The 22,826-nt window shown below is 58.4% G+C and carries 25 protein-coding genes and 1 tRNA gene; 8 read left to right on the plus strand and 18 right to left on the minus strand.

All coding sequences use genetic code 11. The features are described from left to right. Positions 1–199 precede the first annotated feature (199 nt). Positions 200–273: transfer RNA gene (locus BJF91_RS22065), tRNA-Pro, on the minus strand. Positions 274–542: 269 nt separating this feature from the next. On the opposite strand from BJF91_RS22065, the gene BJF91_RS22070 reads away from it, so the two are divergent. Both BJF91_RS22070 and BJF91_RS22075 read left to right on the plus strand, forming a co-directional pair. Beyond that, on the plus strand, positions 543–1,055 hold the full coding sequence (locus BJF91_RS22070) for a 2'-5' RNA ligase family protein (protein WP_075616686.1): 513 nt from the start codon (positions 543–545) through the stop codon (positions 1,053–1,055). A 219-nt stretch (positions 1,056–1,274) separates the two neighbouring features. Further along, entirely contained in the window at positions 1,275–2,036 is a 762-nt protein-coding gene (locus BJF91_RS22075; RefSeq protein WP_075616687.1) for a hypothetical protein, read from the plus strand. Positions 2,037–2,182: 146 nt separating this feature from the next. On the opposite strand, the gene BJF91_RS22080 is transcribed toward BJF91_RS22075, so the two are convergent. Continuing rightward, positions 2,183–3,667, minus strand: coding sequence for an FAD-dependent oxidoreductase (locus BJF91_RS22080; RefSeq protein ID WP_075617011.1), 1,485 nt, complete (start codon positions 3,665–3,667; stop codon positions 2,183–2,185). Between the two features lie 63 nt (positions 3,668–3,730). On the opposite strand from BJF91_RS22080, the gene BJF91_RS22085 reads away from it, so the two are divergent. Then, positions 3,731–4,201, plus strand: coding sequence for a MarR family winged helix-turn-helix transcriptional regulator (locus BJF91_RS22085; protein WP_083943437.1), 471 nt, complete (start codon positions 3,731–3,733; stop codon positions 4,199–4,201). A gap of 260 nt (positions 4,202–4,461) precedes the next feature. Next, complete coding sequence (locus BJF91_RS22090; protein ID WP_075616689.1) at positions 4,462–4,737, plus strand: DUF982 domain-containing protein; 276 nt, start codon at positions 4,462–4,464, stop codon at positions 4,735–4,737. 95 nt (positions 4,738–4,832) lie between these two features. Here BJF91_RS22090 and BJF91_RS22095 read toward each other — a convergent pair whose 3' ends face one another. The 6 genes from BJF91_RS22095 to BJF91_RS22120 form a co-directional block, all read right to left on the minus strand. Next, positions 4,833–5,375 (minus strand): MerR family transcriptional regulator, encoded by a 543-nt coding sequence (locus BJF91_RS22095; RefSeq protein WP_075616690.1) that lies wholly within the window; start codon positions 5,373–5,375, stop codon positions 4,833–4,835. 223 nt (positions 5,376–5,598) lie between these two features. Beyond that, positions 5,599–5,937 carry an integration host factor subunit alpha gene (locus BJF91_RS22100; RefSeq protein ID WP_075616691.1) on the minus strand — a complete coding sequence of 113 codons (339 nt, stop codon included), beginning with the start codon at positions 5,935–5,937 and terminating at the stop codon, positions 5,599–5,601. A 100-nt stretch (positions 5,938–6,037) separates the two neighbouring features. Beyond that, positions 6,038–7,009, minus strand: coding sequence for a beta-ketoacyl-ACP synthase III (locus BJF91_RS22105; RefSeq protein ID WP_075616692.1), 972 nt, complete (start codon positions 7,007–7,009; stop codon positions 6,038–6,040). A 20-nt stretch (positions 7,010–7,029) separates the two neighbouring features. Then, on the minus strand, positions 7,030–8,097 hold the full coding sequence (gene plsX, locus BJF91_RS22110) for a phosphate acyltransferase PlsX (RefSeq protein ID WP_075616693.1): 1,068 nt from the start codon (positions 8,095–8,097) through the stop codon (positions 7,030–7,032). 230 nt (positions 8,098–8,327) lie between these two features. After that, positions 8,328–8,891: a YceD family protein gene (locus BJF91_RS22115; RefSeq protein WP_075616694.1), complete on the minus strand. Its 564-nt coding sequence runs from the start codon at positions 8,889–8,891 to the stop codon at positions 8,328–8,330. Next, the gene (locus BJF91_RS22120) at positions 8,888–9,451 is read right to left on the minus strand and encodes a ubiquinol-cytochrome C chaperone family protein (RefSeq protein ID WP_075616695.1); all 564 of its coding nucleotides are present in this window, start codon (positions 9,449–9,451) and stop codon (positions 8,888–8,890) included. The genes BJF91_RS22115 and BJF91_RS22120 overlap by 4 nt, the downstream gene beginning before the upstream one ends. On the opposite strand from BJF91_RS22120, the gene BJF91_RS25450 reads away from it, so the two are divergent. Beyond that, complete coding sequence (locus BJF91_RS25450; RefSeq protein ID WP_267890185.1) at positions 9,450–9,584, plus strand: hypothetical protein; 135 nt, start codon at positions 9,450–9,452, stop codon at positions 9,582–9,584. The genes BJF91_RS22120 and BJF91_RS25450 overlap by 2 nt on opposite strands. A gap of 254 nt (positions 9,585–9,838) precedes the next feature. Next, positions 9,839–10,348: an outer membrane protein assembly factor BamE gene (locus tag BJF91_RS22125; protein ID WP_407639903.1), complete on the plus strand. Its 510-nt coding sequence runs from the start codon at positions 9,839–9,841 to the stop codon at positions 10,346–10,348. Between the two features lie 75 nt (positions 10,349–10,423). Here BJF91_RS22125 and BJF91_RS22130 read toward each other — a convergent pair whose 3' ends face one another. From BJF91_RS22130 to ribH, 4 genes are all read right to left on the minus strand, one after another. Continuing rightward, on the minus strand, positions 10,424–12,562 hold the full coding sequence (locus tag BJF91_RS22130; protein WP_075616696.1) for a sodium-translocating pyrophosphatase: 2,139 nt from the start codon (positions 12,560–12,562) through the stop codon (positions 10,424–10,426). 308 nt (positions 12,563–12,870) lie between these two features. Continuing rightward, a complete protein-coding gene (locus BJF91_RS22135) occupies positions 12,871–14,091 on the minus strand; it encodes an MFS transporter (protein ID WP_075616697.1) in 1,221 nt (406 codons plus the stop codon). Between the two features lie 90 nt (positions 14,092–14,181). After that, complete coding sequence (nusB, locus tag BJF91_RS22140) at positions 14,182–14,664, minus strand: transcription antitermination factor NusB (RefSeq protein WP_075616698.1); 483 nt, start codon at positions 14,662–14,664, stop codon at positions 14,182–14,184. 4 nt (positions 14,665–14,668) lie between these two features. After that, entirely contained in the window at positions 14,669–15,127 is a 459-nt protein-coding gene (ribH, locus tag BJF91_RS22145; protein ID WP_075617013.1) for a 6,7-dimethyl-8-ribityllumazine synthase, read from the minus strand. 536 nt (positions 15,128–15,663) lie between these two features. On the opposite strand from ribH, the gene BJF91_RS22150 reads away from it, so the two are divergent. Beyond that, positions 15,664–16,020 carry a hypothetical protein gene (locus BJF91_RS22150; RefSeq protein WP_075616699.1) on the plus strand — a complete coding sequence of 119 codons (357 nt, stop codon included), beginning with the start codon at positions 15,664–15,666 and terminating at the stop codon, positions 16,018–16,020. Between the two features lie 59 nt (positions 16,021–16,079). Here BJF91_RS22150 and BJF91_RS22155 read toward each other — a convergent pair whose 3' ends face one another. From BJF91_RS22155 to BJF91_RS22180, 6 genes are all read right to left on the minus strand, one after another. Continuing rightward, positions 16,080–16,691 carry a riboflavin synthase gene (locus tag BJF91_RS22155; RefSeq protein WP_075616700.1) on the minus strand — a complete coding sequence of 204 codons (612 nt, stop codon included), beginning with the start codon at positions 16,689–16,691 and terminating at the stop codon, positions 16,080–16,082. Then, the gene (gene ribD, locus BJF91_RS22160; protein WP_075617014.1) at positions 16,691–17,806 is read right to left on the minus strand and encodes a bifunctional diaminohydroxyphosphoribosylaminopyrimidine deaminase/5-amino-6-(5-phosphoribosylamino)uracil reductase RibD; all 1,116 of its coding nucleotides are present in this window, start codon (positions 17,804–17,806) and stop codon (positions 16,691–16,693) included. Before ribD ends, BJF91_RS22155 begins: the two co-directional genes overlap by 1 nt. A 15-nt stretch (positions 17,807–17,821) precedes the next feature. After that, complete coding sequence (nrdR, locus tag BJF91_RS22165) at positions 17,822–18,298, minus strand: transcriptional regulator NrdR (protein ID WP_015915579.1); 477 nt, start codon at positions 18,296–18,298, stop codon at positions 17,822–17,824. Between the two features lie 9 nt (positions 18,299–18,307). Further along, entirely contained in the window at positions 18,308–19,597 is a 1,290-nt protein-coding gene (glyA, locus tag BJF91_RS22170) for a serine hydroxymethyltransferase (RefSeq protein WP_075616701.1), read from the minus strand. A gap of 202 nt (positions 19,598–19,799) precedes the next feature. After that, a complete protein-coding gene (locus BJF91_RS22175) occupies positions 19,800–21,134 on the minus strand; it encodes a L,D-transpeptidase family protein (protein ID WP_075616702.1) in 1,335 nt (444 codons plus the stop codon). A gap of 377 nt (positions 21,135–21,511) precedes the next feature. Then, positions 21,512–21,793 carry a DUF5681 domain-containing protein gene (locus BJF91_RS22180; protein WP_139310819.1) on the minus strand — a complete coding sequence of 94 codons (282 nt, stop codon included), beginning with the start codon at positions 21,791–21,793 and terminating at the stop codon, positions 21,512–21,514. A gap of 73 nt (positions 21,794–21,866) precedes the next feature. Here BJF91_RS22180 and BJF91_RS22185 point away from each other — a divergent pair, with 73 nt between their 5' ends. Further along, complete coding sequence (locus BJF91_RS22185) at positions 21,867–22,646, plus strand: hypothetical protein (RefSeq protein WP_139310820.1); 780 nt, start codon at positions 21,867–21,869, stop codon at positions 22,644–22,646. Positions 22,647–22,826: the final 180 nt, after the last annotated feature.

Consider the following 22,826-nt stretch of genomic DNA (forward strand, 5'->3'; position numbering starts at 1 on the left):
CCAATCCGGCAATTCTGCAGCAGTTTATAAGTGTTGCAGCATGTTATGTGCATTTGGTTAAGCGCCAAGAAGACCAATGTCTTAGAGGACACCAATGCAAACAGTCTGGCGCCCATGAAAAAGAGAAAGCCAGCCACTCATGGAGAGAGGCTGGCTTTCAAACTTAAAGCTAGCTGCAAGAGCAAGCCTTTGAAAAATCTCGGAATGGCGGGATTCGAACCCACGACCCCTTGACCCCCAGTCAAGTGCGCTACCGGGCTGCGCTACATTCCGTCAAGCTCCTAAGAGCAAGATGCGTATAGGTTTTCCGCCTTTGGCGCGCAAGCGAAAAATGCGGCAGGAAAAATAAAAATCGGAACAAGAAGACGCCAAATGCAGGCGATAGGGCAGAAAGTCCACGAATGTCCCGCTTTGTTCATCCAGAATGGTAGAACCCAATGGCGCAGCTAACCACATAGGATGGAAGCCCGTTAGCCTCCACGCGGAACCGACCGGTTGGGTATGACAAGCTGGACACCACCAAAGGAGGAATTGTTGAGCAGATGAAGACAGTCCAGCCACTCATTCTGACCGCACACATCGCCCCGCAGGATCTTGAACCGTTCGAGCGCCTGCGACAGGAGCATTTTCCATCCGATCGCAACTTTCTAAGCGCGCATCTCACGATGTTTCATCGGCTACCGGGGGAATATACCAGCCGCATCGTCGAGATCATCGAAGATGTCGGTCAGAGAAATGAACCTATTGCCGTGGAGGTCTCCAGCGTCCGCCATCTCGGCAACGGCGTCGCCTATTCCATCGAAAGCCCGCAATTCCTGGCCGTCCATGCCGAGCTGCGAGCGGCATTCATGCCGTGGCTGGGCGGGCAGGACATGCAGAAGTGGCGGCCGCATATCACGGTCCAGAATAAGGTTTCGCGTCAGACGGCTGATGCGCTTCACCGAAGGCTTGTCGCCGATTTCCAACCCGTCCTCATCAACATCATAGGGCTGGATCTCTGGCGCTACCTTGGCGGCCCCTGGGAGCACAAGACGACGACGCTGTTGCGGGCTTAGAGTCACTGACCTGATCTATCGCGGTCAATCGCGTTCGCCGCCGTTCCAACAGCTTCCTCGCTATCAGGCTTCAGTCAAAAGGCCTCGCGGCACGTCAGCAAAATCTCGCCCTTATCTGCGAAGTCAGTATGCTGCCATTGACGCTGCTGCGAACACCACTATTTCGCATAAATTGCGTCGTCTCATGTATTTGCGTGCAATCTCCGACAAGGGTTTTGAATGTCTGTTTCAATCCGCGTTTTTGCCATTGCGACCGCTTTTGCCGTTTCTTCAGTTCAGGCATCTGCCGAATTGCCGATTCATGCGCAAACATATCTGAACCAGAGCATCCATAAGCTCGATACCATTGCTCGTATTCGTCGCGCGGAAGGCAGCCTCCCAACACTAGCAGACGCGAGGGATGCGAAAGTTTTGGAAGCGCTATGGGATCGCAAAGCAATTCTCGGCAATGGGCCCTATCGCTCGACAGATGTGCCAATTCTTCTCGACATATTCGAGAAGGAAAATGCAGTGTTCAAGACATATATGCTTTTCTCGTCCGATCCGCAAAAGCTGCCGCAAACCGATCAAAATGCGGCTTTCTTCCAAAACGAGATATCTCGTTCTTCGGCGTTTCTACTCACCGTCTGTTCCTCCGCCGTTGAAGCGCTGGCGGATTTTGTTGCCCAGTTGAAACCCAGCGAGTTCAATGATGCAAGACGACAGGGACTGCAACAGACTCGACTGGGAATTCAAGAGTTCGTCAGCAGCGCAGTGATAATGATGCGCAGCCCCGCGCTTCGGGCAGAAAACCGCGTAATAATTGCTGATGCTTTGCAGGAAAATGCAAAACAGTTGGCGGCGACCATGTCGATTGTGGATCGCCAAGCGCTGGCGGCGATCGCGTCAACTGTTACGACGCCAGAGATAGCGCCGCAGCTGAGGTCGTTTACCGCGGCGATGCAGAGTACCGATTGCGTTGGCCTGTGCCTCATCCCGTAAGACCGTCCGCACAGCGCCGGCGGTTCTGATGGTGTCCGAGGCCGGAATGGATCGTGCAGACGCCAGATTCTAGGGATCTCCGAAGGTATTGAACCTTGGCTCGTCTCTCGCGCTCCGATCGAGAGCCAAGGCAAGACTTTACCCGTCTATAAGCCAACATTTGCCATGTAGGTTTCCAGAACCGCGTCTTGGCCCGCCGAGACGATTGCTCCGATGTAGCCGTCCGGACGCACCAGCACCCGATCGCCAGTCGCAACGCCGTAGGTGGCGTGGAATTGTCCGGCTTCATCGATCAGGTCACCGCGCTCACCGAATGTGTGCACGTGTAAGCCCGGCCGGGCGCTTATGGGCGCGGCCTCGTGGGTAAGGAGTGTCCAGTGGGATCCTTTGAATAAATCGAACAACCGATGCTGCTGTCCGGCAGTGCCTCGGATCAACGCGTCGGGCGCACGGTCGCCAGCGAACACTTCACCCTGCCGTTCCGGCGATTCCACCGCGAGTGGCGATAGCGGATAACCAATGTCGAGCTGTTGAACGCTGCGACCGCGTCGCATCACGCCTCGCTTCATCGCATCGAGCAGATCGGTCGCAAGACCAAGCATGGCTTGCGCTACAGGTCTGCGTTCAGCCTCATAGGTATCGAGCAGGTCCACCGGCGCACCGCGTATCGCTGCAGCCAGCTTCCAGCCAAGATTATAGGCGTCTTGAACACTGGTGTTGAGACCCTGGCCGCCTGTTGGGGGATGGATATGTGCGGCATCTCCAACAAGAAACACGCGGCCGACACGATAACGATCGGCAAGCCGGGCGTTCATCGAAAAGGCCGAAGCCCATGATACCGCGTGCACGAGAAGATCATCCCGGCCAGTCCGCCCCCGCAGCAATGCAGTCAGCCCGTTTGCCGTGAGGTCGATGTCACCCTCAAGCGGGATCGGCCCTTGAAGCTGGAAGAGGTCAGTTCCCGCCAAGGGGCATACTGAGATCTGCCGCCCCATGTCTCCCTCGCCAAAGCGGTGCCAGACGTCACGCGAGAAACCGGACAAGGTCACGTCGGCAACGAGGGCACGCACGCCCAGTGTTTTGCCTGGAAAGCCGACATCCAGCGCATGACGGACGAATGAACGGCCACCGTCGGCGCCAACCAGCCATCTCACATGGATCGTCTCTTCTCCTGCCTTCGTCGCGAGGCGTGCCGTCACCGCCTCGTCCTCTTGTTCAAAGCCTAGGAGTTCGCAGCCAAATTCCGGTCGATGACCAAGCTCGGCCAGCCGATCACGCATCACCCGCTCGGTCAGGAATTGCGGTACCATCAGCGGCAGGTGATACGGTTCGGCAGATGTTGCCGGCTCGACCTCGAATACGTTGGAATCGGTAAAGCTGCCGTCGACTGCATACTCACGCTGCATGGGGTAATAGCCGCCCGCTGCGACAATCCGGTCCAGAATACCGAGATCTTCGAAAATCTCCTGCGTGCGGGGCTGTATGCCCTTGCCGCGCGAACCACGAAAGGGGTCGTCCAACTTCTCGATAAGCCTGAACGACACGCCCCGCCGAGCCAAATCAATCGCTAAGGTAAGACCGGCCGCGCCCGCACCGCAGATCAGAACGTCAGCATCGAAATTATTTGTCATATTGCTCTCCATATGTGTATTATGCACACATACAGACGAGGCCATTGGGAGTCAAATAAATACATGCAAAATACACTTACATCATCAATGCTGCGTGAGCTGCACAGTGCGCTGATCGATATCGTCAGCGTCATGAACCGCCCGCAACGCGACGAAACGATGGTTCGCGAGGCCGGAATTTCGCTTGATCGCGCCTTGTTCCCACTGTTGGTCATGGTGGAACGCTTGGGTCCGATCGGCATCGTGGACCTTGCCGATCGCGTTGGACGCGACCACACAACTGTGAGCCGGCAGGTCTCCAAGCTTGAGGCCCTTGGCTTTGTCGAGCGCAAACCCAGCGCAACGGATGGACGGGCGCGCGAAGCAACGATCACGCCCAACGGACAGGCACTGACTGAGAAAATCGATGTGGCGCGCGAGGCGATGGCGCGCTCCATCTTTGCAGACTGGCCGGAACAGGATGTTGTCGAGCTGATCCGGCTGATGCGGCGCTTCGCCGATGCCGTACAGGATGATGCGCTCGATAAGGGCTGATGTTATCCGTTGAAATAACAAGCGGTTTGATACCAGCAAGGCCTGCAAGCATGTTACCTGCAGGCCAGACGGCAAAGCGTGACCACCACGGTTTCGAGCCTGACTAAATGATATGGCGCCCGCGCCGATGGCAGTCTGGCGGCCCGAGCCAAACCACCTGGCGTATGCAGGTCGTGCCCTGCGCTGCTATTCGTCAATTAAGTGCTCATCGGCTGGAACCAAACGTTAACCGTGGCGTTATCGGCCGCGGAGAACATGACATGACAATAGACAAACACTTCCAGCGGCCGGTCGCACTTATCATTGCCGGAACCACCCACATGGTCAGCTCAATTCGGGAAGCCGCCTGGCTTCTGGCGGATCAATGGCCAGATTTTTCCTGCGAATATTTTCGGCGCGCGCTCTCCGCCTGTGCGGCCGCGCTTGAAGGACGCCGCTCAGCGTCCTATGCAAGGCGCGCTTTGATCCTTGCGGCACACCGGGCCAATCTGGCGATCACGGATAACCGCGAGCCGAACCTGATTGCCGCTCAATAACACGCTCGAACGACCAATCCAGATTTCGATAAAAAACGATGAAGCCGGACATATCTGCCCGGCTTTTCAACGTTTACGGGTCGCTCATGATATAACTAGCGGACCTGATCCAATAGTCGCTTGCATTCCAGCAGATCGAACAAGGTCTCCTGCAGCAGGGCGCGATCTTCCTTATTGACTGAACTTTTTCCGGCTGAGATGTCGAGGGTGCCATCATCGCTGCCGCCGAAGTTGAAAAAGCGGCTGGCGGTGCGCGATTTGGCGTGGCCGACGACCTGATCGTCATCAGTCCCTAGTTTCGGATCGTCATTGCTGGACTGGCCGGCGGCGACGAGAGCTTCCATCGTGGCGAGGTCGCCTGAGGCAACCGCCATCACAAACTTGTTGCCATTGGTCTTCAGCAGCTTCTGTACGCCCTTGATCGTATAACCATGATCATAGAGCAGATGCCGGATGCCCTTCAGCAATTCGACGTCATCAGGCCGATAATAGCGCCGGCCGCCGCCGCGCTTCAGCGGCTTGATTTGCGGAAATCGGGTTTCCCAGAAGCGCAGCACATGTTGGGGAAGATCCAGATCGTCGGCTACTTCGCTGATCGTACGGAAAGCATCAGGGCTCTTATCCACTGCGGACTCCATCTTCTCGCGATAAACCAGATCACTCGTTGCGTATAGAGCATCGGCCCAAAAGTGGGAACCGGTTTTCGGATACGTCCAATGCGAAAACAAAAAACGGTAGCAGGATGTAGATTCCGTTTCTTCGGCTCGGCGCTCTCGCAAAGGCGGCAGCTACTAAATCGCCGTCACCAAACCGGCACAAGGTTGCCGGGAGTTACTGCCTGTCTGCGGAAATTTGCGTCCGTCAACTCGCGGGATTGGCGGGTTTCTGCTTGGCCTTACGGGCAAGATGCGAGCGCAGAATACGCTGCTTCAGAACGTTGGACGCCTTGAAGGTCATGACCTTGCGCGGAGAAATCGGGACTTCCTCGCCCGTCTTCGGGTTCCGGCCGATCCGCTCGTTCTTCGAGCGGACCTGGAAGGTGGCAAAAGACGAAAGCTTGACCATTTCGCCGCGCACGATGGCGTTGCAGATCTCATCGATCACGGTTTCAACGAGTTCGGCCGACTCGGTGCGGGATAGACCGACCTTGCGGAAAACCGATTCAGCCAAATCCGCCCGCGTTACCGTTTTGCCAGCCATAGCAACCCCGTCCATCATCAGTTCTAAGTTATTATACTAAGAAGACTATTGCGATGAACGCTTTCGGTCAAGCGCCGTTAACAACTTGTTTTTGCGAGAACTACCAGCGCAACAGCACCGCGCCCCAGGTAAAGCCGCCGCCCATCGCCTCGAGCAGGACGAGATCACCCTTTTTGATGCGCCCGTCAGCAACCGCGACGGACAAAGCCAGCGGAATAGAGGCAGCTGAAGTGTTGCCGTGCTGGTCGACGGTGATAACGACTTTTTCGAGCGGAATGGCGAGCTTTTTGGCGGCGCCGTCGATGATGCGACGGTTGGCCTGATGGGGAACGAGCCAGTCAACATCCTCAGCGGTCAGGCCTGAGGCAGCAAAGGATTGCTCGATGACATCGGTGATCATGCCAACGGCATATTTGAAGACTTCGCGGCCTTCCATGCGCAGATGACCGACAGTTCCGGTCGTCGAAGGCCCGCCGTCGACATAGAGCTTGTCCTTGTGCGAACCGTCCGAGCGCAAATGCGCGGTCAGAACGCCGCGAACCGCATTTACGCCTTGTTCCTCGGAGGCTTCGAGCACGATAGCACCGGCGCCGTCGCCGAACAGCACGCAGGTGGTGCGATCCTCCCAGTCGAGAATCCGCGAGAAGGTTTCCGCGCCGATGACAAGCACCCGCTTTGCAAGCCCGCCGCGAATATAGGCATCCGCCGTGGTGATCGCATAGACGAAGCCGGTACAAACGGCCTGCACATCGAACGCAAAGCCGTGGGTCATGCCAAGCCGAGCCTGGATATTCACCGCCGTTGAGGGAAAAGTATTGTCCGGGGTAGAGGTGGCACAGACGATCATGTCGATATCATCAGCGGTGATACCGGCTGCCTCGAGCGCCTTCTTGGCAGCTTCGGCACCGAGCGAGGCTGTGGTTTCCCCCTCACCCGCTATGTAACGCTGGCGAATACCGGTGCGCTGAACGATCCACTCGTCCGACGTATCGACCATCGTTTCCATTTCGCGGTTGGTCACCACCCGTTTGGGCAAGGCCGAACCAATGCCGCGAACAACTGAACGAATCATGTTTCTCTTTGTCCTGTCCGTCACGCCGCTTCCGGGCCTGCGCTGGGAGACCCATTGCGCGCGGCCAAGGGATAGCGTGCGTGATAAAGTTTCAAATCGTTTTCAATCTTCTTGGTTAGACCGTTGCGCGCCATGTCGTAGCCCACTTCGATCGCCGCCGCGTAACCTTCAGCATCAGTACCGCCATGGCTCTTGATGACGATGCCGTTCAGGCCCAGAAACACGCCGCCGTTGACCTTGCGCGGATCCATCTTCTCCTTCAGGGCATCGAAGGCGCCCTTGGCAAAGAAATAACCGATCTTCGACATCAGGCTGCGCGACATCGCGGCCCTGAGATAGGTCGCGATCTGGCGCGCCGTGCCTTCCGCTGCCTTCAGCGCGATATTGCCGGTAAAGCCTTCCGTCACCACGACGTCGACAGTACCCTTGCCGAGATCGTCGCCTTCGACGAAGCCGGCATAGTTCAGATAGTCCAGCCCTGCCTCACGCAGCATGCGGCCGGCCTCGCGCACTTCCTCCTGGCCCTTGATTTCCTCGGTGCCGACATTCAACAGGCCGATCAGCGGACGATCAATCTGGAATAAAGCCCGGGCCATAGCGCCGCCCATGACGGCGAAATCGAGCAGCTGTTGCGCATCGGCACCAATGGTCGCGCCGATATCGAGTACGATGCTCTCGCCTTTCAGCGTCGGCCAGATGCCGGCAATCGCCGGACGCTCGACATTGGCCATGGTGCGCAGGCAGAATTTCGCCATGGCCATTAGCGCGCCCGTATTGCCAGCGGACACGACCACGTCAGCCTCGCCGGTCTTTACCGCCTCGATGGAGCGCCACATGCTCGACACGTAGCGGCCGCGCCGCAGCGCCTGGCTGGGCTTTTCGTCCATGCTGATCGCGACTTCGCAATCGTGGAGTACGGATTTTTCCTTCAGCTTGGGGAAGCGGGCAAGCAAGGGCTCGCATTTGTCCCGCTGGCCAAACAGAATGAATGTAATCTCCGGATGGCGTTCCAGGGCCCGTGCGGCTCCGGGGATGACGACTTCGGGACCGAAATCGCCTCCCATGACGTCGAGAGAAATTTTGACCACGCGTGCTATCCCTTCTTTTTCACCGTCTGGTGAAATTTTCGGCCAAAATACCGGTTTTGGTCTGCCGTACAACTGATTTATCGGCCTCCGTCAAGGCGCCGACGGATAATTTCACCCTGCGTCCGGCGAAAACGCGCCGACATTTTCCAGCAAATCCCCGAAAATCAGGCTCAATTTTCAGGCATTTGATAGCTCGAAAGGCATGACTGGAAAGTCTCGGCCCCGTCAAGCTAGTCCTTCTTCCAGTCCTTCAGCGCAGCAAAAGGTGACGGACGGATGATTTCCGCGCCGGCAGCTTCGGTGTGGCCTGCAAACTCGACGCCCGATTTGCGCGGATAGGGATCAATGGCCATGGCAGCAAATTCGGCAACGAGTGCACCAGCGTCGATCGTGTCACCGACAAAGGGTTCCGGCGAGTCCGGACCATCTGGATCCAGCACCATTTCGCCCTGGCCGTCGAGCACCAGGCGCGCGAGCTTTGAGCCCTCAGGCACGAAAACCTGTTCCAGAGATTCGCTGATCCGGCTTTCCACCGGTTCCAGCGTCACCACGCAAGCTTGAACGATCTCACCTTCCACCGTGCCTTTGATACGGACACCGTCCCGCTTCCAGCGATTGACCTGCAGCTCAGCCTTTAGCGAGCGCACGGAAAGGACCTTCCACAGTTTGGCCAAGCCTTCGCGCTCGACCTCATCCGCCTCGATGGTCACGCGCACGGCATTGGCGGAGACATGGGCCACCTTGACGGGGTAGGAAAAAGGAGTGTCCGAAGAAGAGCGTCCTTGCGATTTCATGGCTGAACCTGCTGTTGCGGAAGCGGAAGGGTGAGCGACCCGGTTATCACCGCCTCTTCCGTCATATCCAAAAGAAATGTCTCAGTCGTCGCGGCCCATCGGGCAAGACCGACCATAACAGGCGCGTTTTCCACAGCCTCGCCTTTGCCGCCTGGATGGATGTTGCGCCTGAAACCGGCGGCAAGCGCGTCCTCATCCTTCAAATCGAGTGCCTTGCCGTAGGTTTCAAGGCGGCCATAGAACATTCCGGCCAGTTTTTTCATCCGTTTGGGCACGGTTTGATCGCCCACGCCCAGTTCGCGGATCGAATGATCAACATCCTGGAAGAAGGCGTCGATAATCTCCTGGGCGATTTCCTGGCCGCTGCGTTCAGATTTCGCGGTGCGCCTCAGATAGAGAATCAGCACCAGCGACAGCATTTCGAACCGGCCCATTACCGTATCCGGCACATCGAGCGCCTCATAGAATATTGGCTGGCGGGCCGTCTGTGTCAGGAGTTCATACTGACGATCGACGATCCTGCGATTGCTTCGCCGGTTCTTGAACAGGGAGAAAATCATGACTGCGCCTCTGCTACCTCTTGCCGGCTCGTTGCGCATCGCTTTAGAGTTTTCTGTCTTCGGGAAAGCCGGTGACTACTTTCCCCTGACAAACTTTAGAAAAGGTCGTTACGACCCCAGCGATGTTGCATGATGGCTAAAGCTGGTTTACCGAAGCAGGGATGAATTGCAAAGGCGTCGCCAGGCGTTTTACCCTTGGGTTTTCCAAGGGAACGAATGGTATAACTCCTGTGGCGGTGAAACATATCCCGTTGGCGTCTTTTCGGTTTCCCCGGAAAGGCCACAATGATATGGCCAACACGCGAAGCGAAAAGCGCTTTATGTCGCTGGCGCAGGAAATTGAACGGCGCAAGAACGGTCCTGGCCTGCAGGCGGGCAGAAGAGAGCATGATGGGAGATGCAGCATTGAAGAGACGGTATTTCCGGTCCGACGCCCGGGCCATCGGCCTGGCAGCGATGACCCTGCTGATCGCAACCGGCGGCCTTTCCGGCTGCACGACCGGCGAAGTCTTCCACAACGGCTATATCGTTGATCCCAAGGCGCTGGATCTGGTGCCGGTCGGCTCCAGCCGAGAGCAGGTGCTTATCTCGCTCGGTACACCCTCGACCACAGCGACCTTCGATGGCGAAGTCTTCTATTATATTTCGCAGACCCGCAAACGGCCGGCAGCTTTCATGAAGCAGCAACTGGTCGACCAGCAGGTCCTTGCGATCTATTTCGATAAGGACGGCACTGTTGCCCGGCGCGCCAATTACAGCATGAAGGACGGCAAAGTGTTCGACATGGTCTCGCGCACCACACCGACCGGCGGCAAGGATCTCAGCTTCCTGCAGCAGATTCTCTCGGGCGGCAATGGCGCGGCCAACAGCGTCAAGAACATGCTCGGCTTCCAGTAAGCGGAGCGCCAACAGCTCAAAAAGAACCCGCGATCGTCACGACCGCGGGTTTTTTGTTTGTCGTTCGAAGACGGATCAACCCGCCAGGACGGCCAACAGCAGCAGCGCTACGATATTGGTGATCTTGATCGCCGGATTGACGGCGGGGCCGGCAGTGTCCTTGTAGGGATCGCCGACGGTGTCACCCGTGACCGATGCTTTATGCGCCTCGGAACCTTTCAGGTGGCGTGTGCCATCCTTATCGACAAATCCGTCCTCGAAGCTCTTCTTGGCATTGTCCCAGGCGCCGCCGCCCGAGGTCATGGAGATCGCGACGAACAGGCCGTTGACGATGACACCAAGCAGCGATGCGCCGAGCGCCGCGAAGGCCGAGGCCTTTGAACCGGAGACTAGCAGCACGCCGAAATACACGACAATAGGCGCCAGTACCGGCAGCAGCGAAGGCACGATCATTTCGCGGATCGCGGCCTTGGTCAGGATGTCGACGGCACGACCGTAATCCGGCTTGTCCTTGCCCTGCATGATGCCTGGCTTTTCCCGGAACTGGCGGCGCACTTCCTCAACGATCGAACTGGCCGCCCGGCCGACCGCCGTCATGGCGATGCCCCCGAACAGATACGGGATCAGCCCGCCGAAGATCAGGCCCGCGACCACGTAAGGGTTGGAGAGGCTGAACGAGATATCGCCGATGCCGGCGAAGTAGGGATATTTGTCGCCATTGGCGGCAAAATATTGCAGGTCGTTGGAATAGGCGGCAAACAGCACGAGCGCGCCAAGGCCGGCTGAGCCGATGGCATAGCCCTTGGTGACCGCCTTGGTGGTGTTGCCGACTGCGTCCAGCGCATCGGTGGATTTGCGCACTTCCGGCGGCAGATGCGCCATTTCCGCGATACCACCTGCATTGTCGGTGACGGGACCGAAGGCATCGAGAGCGACAATCATGCCGGCAAGACCAAGCATGGTGGTGACGGCAATCGCCGTGCCGAACAGGCCAGCGAGTTGGTAGGTGGAGATGATGCCGCCGATGATGACCAGCGCCGGCAGAGCGGTTGACTCAAGGGAAACAGCCAGACCCTGGATGACATTGGTGCCGTGACCGGTGACCGATGCCTGAGCGATGGAATTGACCGGGCGTTTGTTGGTTCCGGTATAGTATTCGGTGATCACGACGATCAGCGCCGTAACGACCAGGCCAAGAATGCCGCAGACGAACAGGTTGGTACCGCTGATGGCCCGGCCCGCGACCGTACCGATTTCACCCCAACCGATCGTAACCTGCGTTGCAACCGCCAAGCCGACGATGGACAGCAGGCCGGTGACGATCAGGCCTTTGTAAAGCGCGCCCATGATCGAGCCGTTGACGCCGAGCTTGACGAAGAACGTGCCGGCAATCGAGGTCAGGATGCAGGTGCCGCAAATGGCCAGCGGATAGATCATCGCGCTGTCGAGCACGGCGCTGCCGGCAAAGAAGATTGCCGCAAGCACCATAGTGGCGACGACGGAGACCGCATAGGTCTCGAAAAGGTCGGCCGCCATGCCGGCGCAATCGCCGACATTGTCGCCGACATTGTCGGCAATGGTGGCCGGATTGCGCGGGTCATCCTCGGGAATGCCAGCTTCTACCTTGCCGACGAGATCGCCGCCGACATCTGCGCCCTTGGTGAAGATGCCGCCGCCCAAGCGGGCGAAGATCGAAATCAGCGAGGCACCGAAGCCGAGCGCCACCAGCGCGTCGATCACGTCACGCGAGCCGCCGGCATGGCCGAGACCATAGGTTAGGACGAAATAATAGATGGATACGCCAAGCAGGGCGAGGCCTGCGACCAGCATGCCTGTTATGGCGCCGGATTTGAAGGCGATGTCGAGGCCGGCTGCAAGACCCTGGGCCGAAGCCTGGGCGGTGCGGACATTGGCGCGCACCGAGACATGCATGCCGATAAAGCCGGCAGCGCCTGAAAGTACGGCGCCGATCAGGAAGCCGATTGCGGCTTCGCCAGACAGCAGCCACCAGGCAAGTACAAACACGACCGCCCCCACGATCGCGATGGTCAGATATTGCCGGGCCAAATAGGCCTGCGCGCCTTCACGGATATAGCCGGCGATTTCCTGCATGCGCGGGGTGCCCTGGTCGGCTGCGAGCACCGCTCGCGTTGCCCAGACCGCATAGACCACGGAAATCAAACCACATAGAATTACGCCTAACAGCACTGCCATTCCAACGCCTCCCTGTTGTTTAGCGCCCTCTCCTCAAAGGACACCATTCACTTTCACAGGCAGAGTGCGCTTCCAAACCGGAAAAGGTCAAGAGTGCACAACCGGAATCGGAAACGCTCTACCGTGCCGTCGCGCAATCAAGAAAAGGCTGGAAAGTTCCGTGCTTGGCAGAGGCCGACAAGCCATGCTGAACCCGCTAGAGTTTGTCAGGGAAAAGTGGAAACAGGTTTTCCCGAAAAGACAAACGAAACAGAGGACTCTAGCTTCTGTCTGGTTCAATCTGAACCTGACAGAAGCTAGGGCCGCCCTTAAACTTGGCTGCGGCGGGCGGCCATCATTTGCAGGCCGATCAGCACAAGGCAGAGGATGGTGACAGGCCAGATCACCAGGTTCATCACCGACCAGCCATAGGCGGTAAAGACCTTGCCAGAAGAAAAGGACGAGAGCGCGACAGTGCTGAACAGCACGATGTCGTGGAAGCCCTGAACCTTATCAGCCTCCTGTGGCCGGTAGGAGCCGGCGACGATGGCCGTGGCGCCGATGAAGCCGAAATTCCAGCCCAGGCCGAGCAGCACCAGCGCGCCCCAGAAGTTCCAGAGTTCGATGCCCATATGGGCAACGACCGCACAGCCCATCAGGATGACGAGGCCGCAGGCAACAATCGTCTCTGGGCCGAAGCGGCGGATCAGCTTTCCGGTAAAGAAGCTCGGTGCGAACATGGCAATCACGTGCCACTGAATACCAAGCGTCGCCTGATCGGAAGAGAAGCCGCAGCCGATCACCATGGCCAGCGGCGCACCGGTCATCATGAAGGTCATCAGCGCATAGGTGCAGATACCGCAAATCATGCCGGTCATAAACCGCTGCGTCAGTACGATCTCTTTCAGCGGCCGCGTCGGTTGGTCGCTTGCATCATGCGCGCCATTCCCCTGCCCCAGATGCACGAAGCTGAGGATCGCGATGGCAAGCAGCATCAGCGGCGCAAGCGCAAGGAAGGCACCGGCAAACAGAACCGGTTCGAAAAGGTCCTTCAACCAGATCGCCAATTGGGGTCCGAGAATGGCCGAAACGATGCCACCCGCCAAAATCCAGGAGATCGCCTCGCCCTTGAAATAGCTGGGCGAGCTATCGGCGGCGGCAAAGCGGATTTTCTGGGTAAAGCCGCTGGAGAGACCGATCAGCATCAGGCCGAAAGCAAACAGCCAGAAATCGACCTTGAACAGGGCGAGCGTCGCAACCAGTCCGCCGAGAGCTGCCGAGCCGGCGCCGAGCATGAAGGCCACCTTGCGGCCAAACAACCGGGCGGCGATGGCAATGGCGACAGCGCCGAGCGCGGTGCCGATATTGAAGCCGGTGAGCGGCGCCGTTGCCAGCGATTTGTCGGCGCCAAGAAGCTGGTAGCCAGCCAGGCCGCCGAGCGAGAAGGACAGCGGCGCAACGGAGCCAAGAATGGCCTGGGCGCCTGAGAGAATGGCGACGGTGCGCTTGGCGGACCGCAGCTGATGTTCAAGCCCGACGCTGCCGTCCATTACACCTACCCCTCACCGGCTCGCTCCGCTCTCACGTGCGCTTCACGCATTTCCGGATGGGAAACCGGTTCCCACTATCCCTGGAAACGCTTATTTCGCAGCCGGCACTCTGACCTGCTTGGCGATCTTGTCGAGCACGGCATTGACCAGCTTCGGCTCGTCTTCCTGGAAGAAGGCGTGAGCGATCTCGACATATTCAGTCACGATCACGGCGACCGGCACGTCCTTGCGCTCCAGCAGTTCGAAAGTGCCGGCACGCAGAATGGCGCGCACGGTGCTGTCGACACGTGTCAGCGACCAGTCGTCCTGCAGGTGCTGGCGGATGAGCGGATCGATCTTTGTCTGGTCACGTACCACGCCGGCAACGATCGAGCGGAACCAAGAGGCGTCGGCCTTCAGATAGGTCTCGCCGTCGACCTCCTGGCCGAGACGGTGTTCTTCGTATTCTGCCACCACTTCCAGGACGCCGCTGCCGGCCATGTCCATCTGATAGAGTGCCTGAACCGCGGCAAGCCTTGCGGCGCCACGCTGGTTGGCAGTCTTTACCGGCGGTTTGTTGCTTTCGGTCGTCATAGGTTCAGCCACCAAATTTCTGCTTCAAGGCAATCATCGTCAGGGCGGCGCGTGCTGCAAAGCCGCCCTTATCCTTGTCCGAGCGCTTGACGCGGGCCCAGGCCTGCTCGTCGTTTTCGACGGTCAGGATGCCGTTGCCGATCGCAAGCGATTCCGACACGGACAGATCCATCAGCGCGCGTGAGGATTCGTTGGCGACGATATCGAAGTGATAGGTCTCGCCCCGGATAACCATGCCGAGCGCAACGTAACCGTCATAAACCACGCCGCCATTGTCGGCACCATCAAGCGCCATGGAGATCGCCGCAGGAATTTCCAGGGCGCCCATGACCGTGACGATATCATAGCTCGCGCCGGCCTCGTCAAGCGCCGCCTTGGCACCCGCCAACAGCTCATCGGCCATGTCGTCATAGAAGCGCGCCTCGACGATGAGGAGATGCGGTGCAAAAGATTGGTCGGACATGGAGTCACCCCGAAGCGGATGGAAAAAATGGCGATGATTGGATGCGGGGTCAAACCACGCCCGCCCCGGAATGGCAAGCTTTTTTCGCCATGACTGGGTGAAATGCGCTGCACCAGGCATGTCAGCACATTAATGTGAGAGGGGTCGGCGAGCAGCAATTTGGAGCCGCAAACTTGAGCTTGACTGACTGACAAGTCATCGGATGTGGTGGAGCCCCCGGCATCGAGATCGTTGTCTAACTGCCGCAAGCCCTTCTTATGTATGAATTATTCCGCAGCTTTGCCGTCAACCTTGACGTTGGGGCAGAAGCCCGGCCAGCGAGCATTTCGGCGCGCGCTAAAAGCGGCGATTTGATGGAAATCAAGATGACAGATTTGTAACGCGTACTGAACCGTTCAGGTCTGGAAATCTCCTCTGTTGCAGCGCAAATCTAGGGTGCCGGAACGTCATGATCTGACAAAGGCCCGCAACAGGCAGGGTCACAATCAGAAACTTCATGAAGTGCACCGGTCGTGTATTGGATCAGGAGATTACCGATGAATCGTGTCGGACAAGTACTCAGCGCTTCCACTCTTGCCGCCGTTTCCTTTGGCGGCGCCTCCCAGGCTGCTATCGAATTCGTGTCTGAGGATGGCAAGTCTCACCAGTTGCACTCAATCGTCGGCAAGCGGCTGACCGTGGTGCCGCTGCAGGGCTTGCAGAGTTCCGACCCATTGCATCAGGTCGTGAAGACCGAGGATTCGCATTCCAGCCAGGCCCGCCGGCTGCAAGCAGCCATCATCGCCGATCCAAAATTGATGCGGCACATGGAAAGCCATCAGGTCGATGTTACCACTATTGTTGGTTTGGCCCAGGCCGATGACGGCAGCGTCACGGTGTTCACCTCAGCCTAAGGTCACCGCCGCCCGAAGGGCGGACATACGGGAGGGGCTGGCGCCCCTCACCGACCTGTTCAGGCTCGCGGAAACTCGGCGAGCCTTGCGGCATAGCGGGCCATAGTGTCGACTTCGAAATTCACGAAATCGCCGACCTTCCGGTCACCCCAGGTGGTCACCTCAAGCGTATGGCGGATCAGCAGGATGTCGAAGTCGCAGCTGGCGACTCCGTTGACGGTCAGCGAGGTTCCGTCCAGCGCGACGGAACCTTTTGGTGCGACGAACCGGGCAAGATGCTCGGGTACGCGCAGCGTGAAGCGCGTCGCGTCGCCCTCGGATTTGATATCGAGAATTTCGGCCATGCCATCGACATGGCCGGAGACGATATGGCCGCCCAGTTCGTCACCAATCTTCAGTGAGCGCTCGAGATTGATACGGGTGCCCTTCTTCCAGCCGGCGATCGTCGTCAGCCGCAGCGCTTCTTCCCACGCTTCCACTTCGAACCAGCGGGCATTGCTGCCCTCTTCCGGCAGGCCCGTGACCGTGAGGCAGGTGCCGGAATGGGCGATCGAGGCGCCCATGTCGATGGTCGAAGGATCGTAGCTGGTGGCGATGCGCAGCTTGACGCCTTCCTTTAGGGGAACCACGTCCTCGACTGTGCCGATGTCGGTAACAATGCCGGTAAACATCAGAGATCCTGCTCAAATTCATCAAAACGGTCGGCGCCAAGCATCAAGCTGCGCCGATGGCGGAACGTTCCCGGTATATTGGCGGGGTCGAGCGGCGATGCAACCCCGTCACCGCTGATTTCGTCCGGCCCCTGATAAAGATGAATACGATCCACCAGACATGCCTTCAGGAAAGCATCGGCTGCAGCCGCCCCGCCTTCCACCATCAGCGATGAAATGCCCTGCACTGCCAGTTGCCGCAGCAGATCGTGAAGATCGGTGACCGGCCAGACATGCACGCCGGCGTCTTGCAGGGCGCTGCGGCTTTGCTCGAAGCTTTCCGTGCAGGTAAATGTCGAGGGTTCGCCACAGGCGCAGAGGGTTTGCACCGTACGGGCGCCGCGCACCAGTTTCGAGCCAAGCGGCAATTCCAGTCGCCGGTCGAGAACGATACGCAGCGGCGAGCGATGCCCCTGCCCCGACAGCCGGACGGTCAGTTCGGGATCGTCGGCCTTGGCCGTGCCGATGCCGACAAGAATAGCGTCGCTCTCGGCGCGCAGCAGCTGCACCTGGGCCCGTGCGATCGGACCTGTAATTGCCACCTGCCCCTCGCCCGGTTTGGTACCGAGCCTGCCGATCATGCCGTTGCGCGACAGAGCCAGTTTCAATGTTACATGCGGGCGCTGCTTCGTCTGGCGGGTGAGGTAGCCGGCAAGGCTATAACGCGCCTCTTGCTCCAGCACGCCCGTCACGACCTCGATCCCGGCTCCCGCCAGAATCAACAGGCCGCGCCCCGAGACACGCGGATCAGGATCGGTGACGGCCACGACCACCCGCGCCACGCCGGCTTTAACCAGCGCATCGGCACAGGGTGGTGTCTTGCCGTGATGGGAACAGGGTTCGAGTGTAACGTACGCTGTCGCGCCGCGTGCTCTTTCACCAGCCAGGGCCAAGGCCTGCACCTCCGCATGCGGTCTGCCGCTGCGAGCGGTGACGGCGGAGCCGACGATCTTGCCATCGGCGACGATGACGCAGCCGACCGAAGGATTGGTCAGCGTCTGCCCGAGATGGCGGCGACCCATCCGAATGGCTGCGCCCATGAACCGCTCATCGTCGGAGAGATCGGGGTCAGACAGATCGGGCACGCCTGCTTACCCCGGCTCGTGATCTTGCGAGATCTTCGCGGTAATTTCGGAAATCACCTGCTCAAAATCCTCGGCATGGGAAAAATCCCTGTAAACCGAGGCATAGCGCACAAAGGCCACGTCATCGAGGCTCTTCAAGGCTTCCAGCACCTGCAGGCCGATCTGCTCGGAGGAGATCTCAGTCTCACCCGAGCTTTCCAGCCGGCGTACGATGCCGGAGACGGCCCGTTCGATCCGGTCGCGGTCTACAGGCCGCTTGCGCAGCGCGATCTCGAAAGAGCGCACCAGCTTGTTGCGATCGAACGGCGCCTTGCGGCCCGTCTTTTTCAGCACGGTCAGCTCGCGCAATTGCACGCGCTCAAAGGTGGTGAAGCGGCCGCCGCAGTCCGGACAGATCCGGCGCCGACGGATGGCACTATTGTCCTCCGCCGGGCGCGAATCCTTGACCTGTGTATCGTCCGAACCGCAAAACGGGCAACGCATCTCGCCGCCTTACAGGTAAGGATACATCGGGAAGCGGTTGGTGAGCGAGACGACCTTGTCACGCACGCCCGCTTCCACGGCAGCATTGCCTTCATCGGAATTGGCAACCTTCAGGCCGTCGAGGGTCTCGGCGATCAGATTGCCGATTTCCTTGAATTCGGCTTCCTTGAAGCCGCGGGTCGTGCCGGCAGGCGTACCGAGGCGGATACCCGAAGTGACGAAAGGCTTTTCCGGGTCGAAAGGAATGCCGTTCTTGTTGCAGGTGATGTAGGCGCGGCCAAGAGCTGCCTCGGCGCGCTTGCCGGTGGCGTTCTTCTTGCGCAGGTCGACCAGCATCAGGTGGTTGTCGGTACCGCCGGAAACGATGTCGAGATTGTGCGAGATCAGCGTGTCGGCCAGGACCTTGGCATTCTTGACGATCTGCGCGGCGTAATCCTTGAAGGACGGCTGCAGCGCCTCACCGAATGCCACGGCCTTGGCGGCGATGACATGCATCAGCGGGCCGCCCTGCAGGCCGGGGAAAACGGCCGAATTGAACTTCTTCGCCAGATCCTCGTCATTGGTGAGGATCATGCCGCCGCGCGGGCCTCGCAGCGACTTGTGGGTCGTGGTCGTGGCAACATGGCAATGCGGGAACGGCGACGGATGCTGATCACCAGCGACGAGACCGGCGATATGGGCCATGTCGACCATCAGGTAAGCACCGACGCTGTCGGCGATTTCGCGGAAACGCTTCCAGTCCCAGATGCGGGAATAGGCAGTACCGCCGGCAATGATCAGCTTAGGCTTGAACTGCTCGGCCTTCTTGGCGATGTCTTCCATGTCGAGCTGGTGGTCTTCCTCACGCACGCCGTAGGAGACGACGTTGAACCACTTGCCGGACATGTTGACCGGCGAACCATGGGTAAGATGGCCCCCGGAATTGAGGTCGAGACCCATGAAGGTATCGCCGGGCTGCAGCAGTGCCAGGAACACGGCCTGGTTCATCTGCGAACCGGAATTGGGCTGTACGTTTGCGAAGTTGACGCCGAACAGCTTTTTGGCGCGCTCGATGGCAAGTTCCTCGGCAATATCGACGAATTGACAGCCGCCGTAGTAGCGCTTGCCCGGATATCCCTCGGCATATTTGTTGGTCATGATCGAGCCCTGCGCTTCCAGAACGGCGCGCGAGACGATGTTTTCAGAGGCGATCAGCTCGATCTCATGGCGTTGACGACCGAGTTCCTTTTCAATCGCGCCAAAAATCTCCGGATCGGCGTCGGCCAGGGGGCGGGAAAAGAAAGCTTCGGTAGTGGACATGATCGCGTTCTCCTGAAGGCGTTGATGCCTGCGCGTCTTAACGGTCTGCGCGTCCGAGAGCAAGACTGCACGCGACATTTGCCGATCAAACTCCGCAGGTCAGACAGGATACGATGGGTGGCCAGCTGTGGATTGGCCAGGAACCCAAAGAAAAAGGCCGGCGTGAAGCCGACCCCATTCGTCAAACCATGCGAAATCACACTTACTGGCGCGGCAGGTTATCGTCTTCGATGCTGCCTGGGTTCTGCTCGACGCCGATATTCGACTGCAGCGCCAGCTGCTGGTCGCCATCGCGCTTGTAAATATCGTCGCGGAACTGAACCACGCCGTCACGGGTCGACCATGCGGTGACGTAGACGATGTAGACAGGCACTTCCTGCGACAGCTTGATAACGTTGTTCTGGCGGGTCGAGATGACGCGCTCGATTTCCTGGCGCGGCCAGCCGGGCGTGTCTCTCAGAAGCCAGGTGGTCAGGTCGCGCACATTCTGAACGCGCATGCAGCCAGATGATTCGAAGCGCATCAGCTTGTTGAACAGGCCCTGCTGCGGCGTATCGTGCAGGTATTCATTGTTCGGATTGTGGAAGTTGATCTTGGTCGACGCCATGGCGTTTATCTTGCCGGGATCCTGACGGAACATCAGGTTCGGCGCCTTGGGCGCATTCCAGTCAACAGTTTCAGGCGCAACTTCCTGGCCCTTGTTGTCGAACAGACGGATATTGTTGCGCGTCAGATAGGTCGGATCCTTGCGCATCAGCGGCACGATGTCTTTCTCGACGATCGAGCGCGGTGCGGTCCAGTAAGGATTGAGGATCACTTCGTAGATCTTCGAGTTGATCACATGGGTCGGGCGATCGATACGGCCGACAATGGCATTGGTGCGCAGTGCCACGCGATCGTTCTCAACAGCTTCGATGTGCATGGCAGGAATGTTGACCATGACGAAGCGCTGCCCCAGATCGCCGCCGGACATGGACTGCAAACGCACCAGATTGGTGTTGAGCTGGTTGAGCCGAACATCGGCAGGCACATTCATGGCCTTGAACGTATATTCACCGATCTGGCCGTCAGTCGGCAGTCCGTGACGGGCCTGGAAACGTTTTACGGCGCCATCGACATAAGTATCGAAGGAGCTGGACATGCCGGCTTCCTTCGACAGGTCGCCCGAAATCACCAGTCGCTGGCGAAGGATCTGCACAGCCGGGTCGACGGCGCCAAGCCGCAGGCTGGTCGAGTTCGGGGGAATAGCCGGCCAGCCGCCTGCAGCGACGATCTGCTGATAGGAAGCGATCGCCTGCTGAACGTTGGGCAGGTTGCTCTGGCTCAGGATCGGGATATTGGAACTCACAGACGCAGAGGCACGCGAGCTTTGCGAGTCGAACTGGTCGTCCCAGTTGCCGCGCGAGCGGGCATTGATCAGGTCATCGACGGCAGATTGCGCAAAGGCCTGGCCAGCCAGCGAGGCCATGCCCAGTCCTGCAGCGCCACGCAACAAGGCTCTGCGCGAAACCGCAACCAAATTGTTCTTGTCTGCCATCTTCCTTCAATCCCTCAGCTCACCCGACAGGCCACGCCCGGCATGTGTGAAGCTTCATATAGAGCCCCCGCACGCCATTGCAATCGGCAAAGAACGCCGTGGTTCTCCAGTCGTTCCTAAACTTCGGCGCTCCCATATCAATATGGCCAAAGCTTGTCAGTTGCTAAACGGTCACAACAGTGTGTTGAATGCCCGCTGAAGCATCAAAAAATTGTATAACACTGTCATATGCAAGCAAAGGACGCTCAAAGCGTTGCTGTAATGGGCGGCGGCGCGGCCGACCCGCAGGGCTTTGTCCTGCTTTCCCTCGATGCAACGCCACCTATGGCGGCGCGAGTGGCGCAATCATACGCCACTCATTGCAACCTTACTGGTTGCTACATGATCTTTAGAGCTACAAGCGTGTCGCCATCTGCGACAGCTTTGAGGACAAGGTTAAGCGCGATCTTGCGGCACACCGGCATACCCTCAATCTCTTCGGTGAGAGCGTTGAACTCGCCTTTGATTACGGTCTGTAAAAGCTTTTGAAGCTCGGCTTTGATGCTGACTGCGCCAACCGGACGGCCAGCAGGGTTGCCCGATACCCCTTTAGGGAACGGCGTGCCAACCGGGCGCCCATCTGGACGCATAGGCGCTGCTTTGCCGCTGTTACTCTTCATGGGATAACGATGCCGCACCCATCGATACTTGGCAACAACTTCTGCTAGTGTAGCCCGACTTATGGAGGCGACTGTGGGTTTGAAAAATCGTATTTACCGGGAAGCAATATCAATCGCGCTGCAAAAACATTTTCCCGAACGTATCCCGCTATCGCTGCCGCAAGCAGCCACAAACGACTTCTACTCAGTCGAGCTGCTGGAGCCTGACACTGGAAGGCGTAGCGCGCTGGTGACTGGTTACAGTGGTGACAATTACGAGGGCCAATATTACAACGAGCCTACCGGTAGTGGCGCAAAGGCCAGCATCATAAAGCGCGTCGTGCATGAGTATGGCTTCAAATATCGTCATTATTTCCGTGGGTACGAATTCGGCGGCACTTCTCCGCTGATGTTCATTATCGGCCATTATACTCGCTACCACCGCATACTGATCACCCTCGATACGTTTGCTCAGCGCCGCTTCAATAAACGACCACTAGCACGCCGCCACCGCATTGAGGTGCTTAGAATGTTCGTTGATAAGACAACCGAAGACCTTAGATATGCGGTATCGCATGTGACTGTTGTGGAACAATTGTACAGCCTTAGAAGCTTCGCCCATCCGCAACGCGATGTAACACTGAACTACTACAATCTCCTCCTACGGTCACTCCGCTCTGATGGTCATTTGGATTATGAGGACCACACCTACCGACTGAATGGAGCAGGAATGGCAGCACTCGACCGCTATGTTATGGAAGAGAAACGTCATAACCAGTCAATCCGACAGCAGATTGTCCTATCTGTCCTGACATTTGCGCTTATTCTGGTGGGCATCGGGCAAGCGTATATTACTTGGACCGCGCCATCCTAGGGCTCTACCCTCGCACGTATCAAGACCCTTCCGCCCGCAAGCGGATCCCCGCGAAGTGACTTGACACTTTCCACCTGCTACTCGCCGTGAGGCAGGGTTGCATGGGCAACCTTTGTCCTATTGCGTATCAGTTTCTGACGGTTCTTTAGAAGAGGTGCGCTGTCTACGATTTGAAGCCTT

It is taken from the genome of Gillisella taibaishanensis (assembly GCF_001938985.1).
In the GTDB taxonomy this organism is placed as follows: domain Bacteria; phylum Pseudomonadota; class Alphaproteobacteria; order Rhizobiales; family Rhizobiaceae; genus Allorhizobium; species Allorhizobium taibaishanense.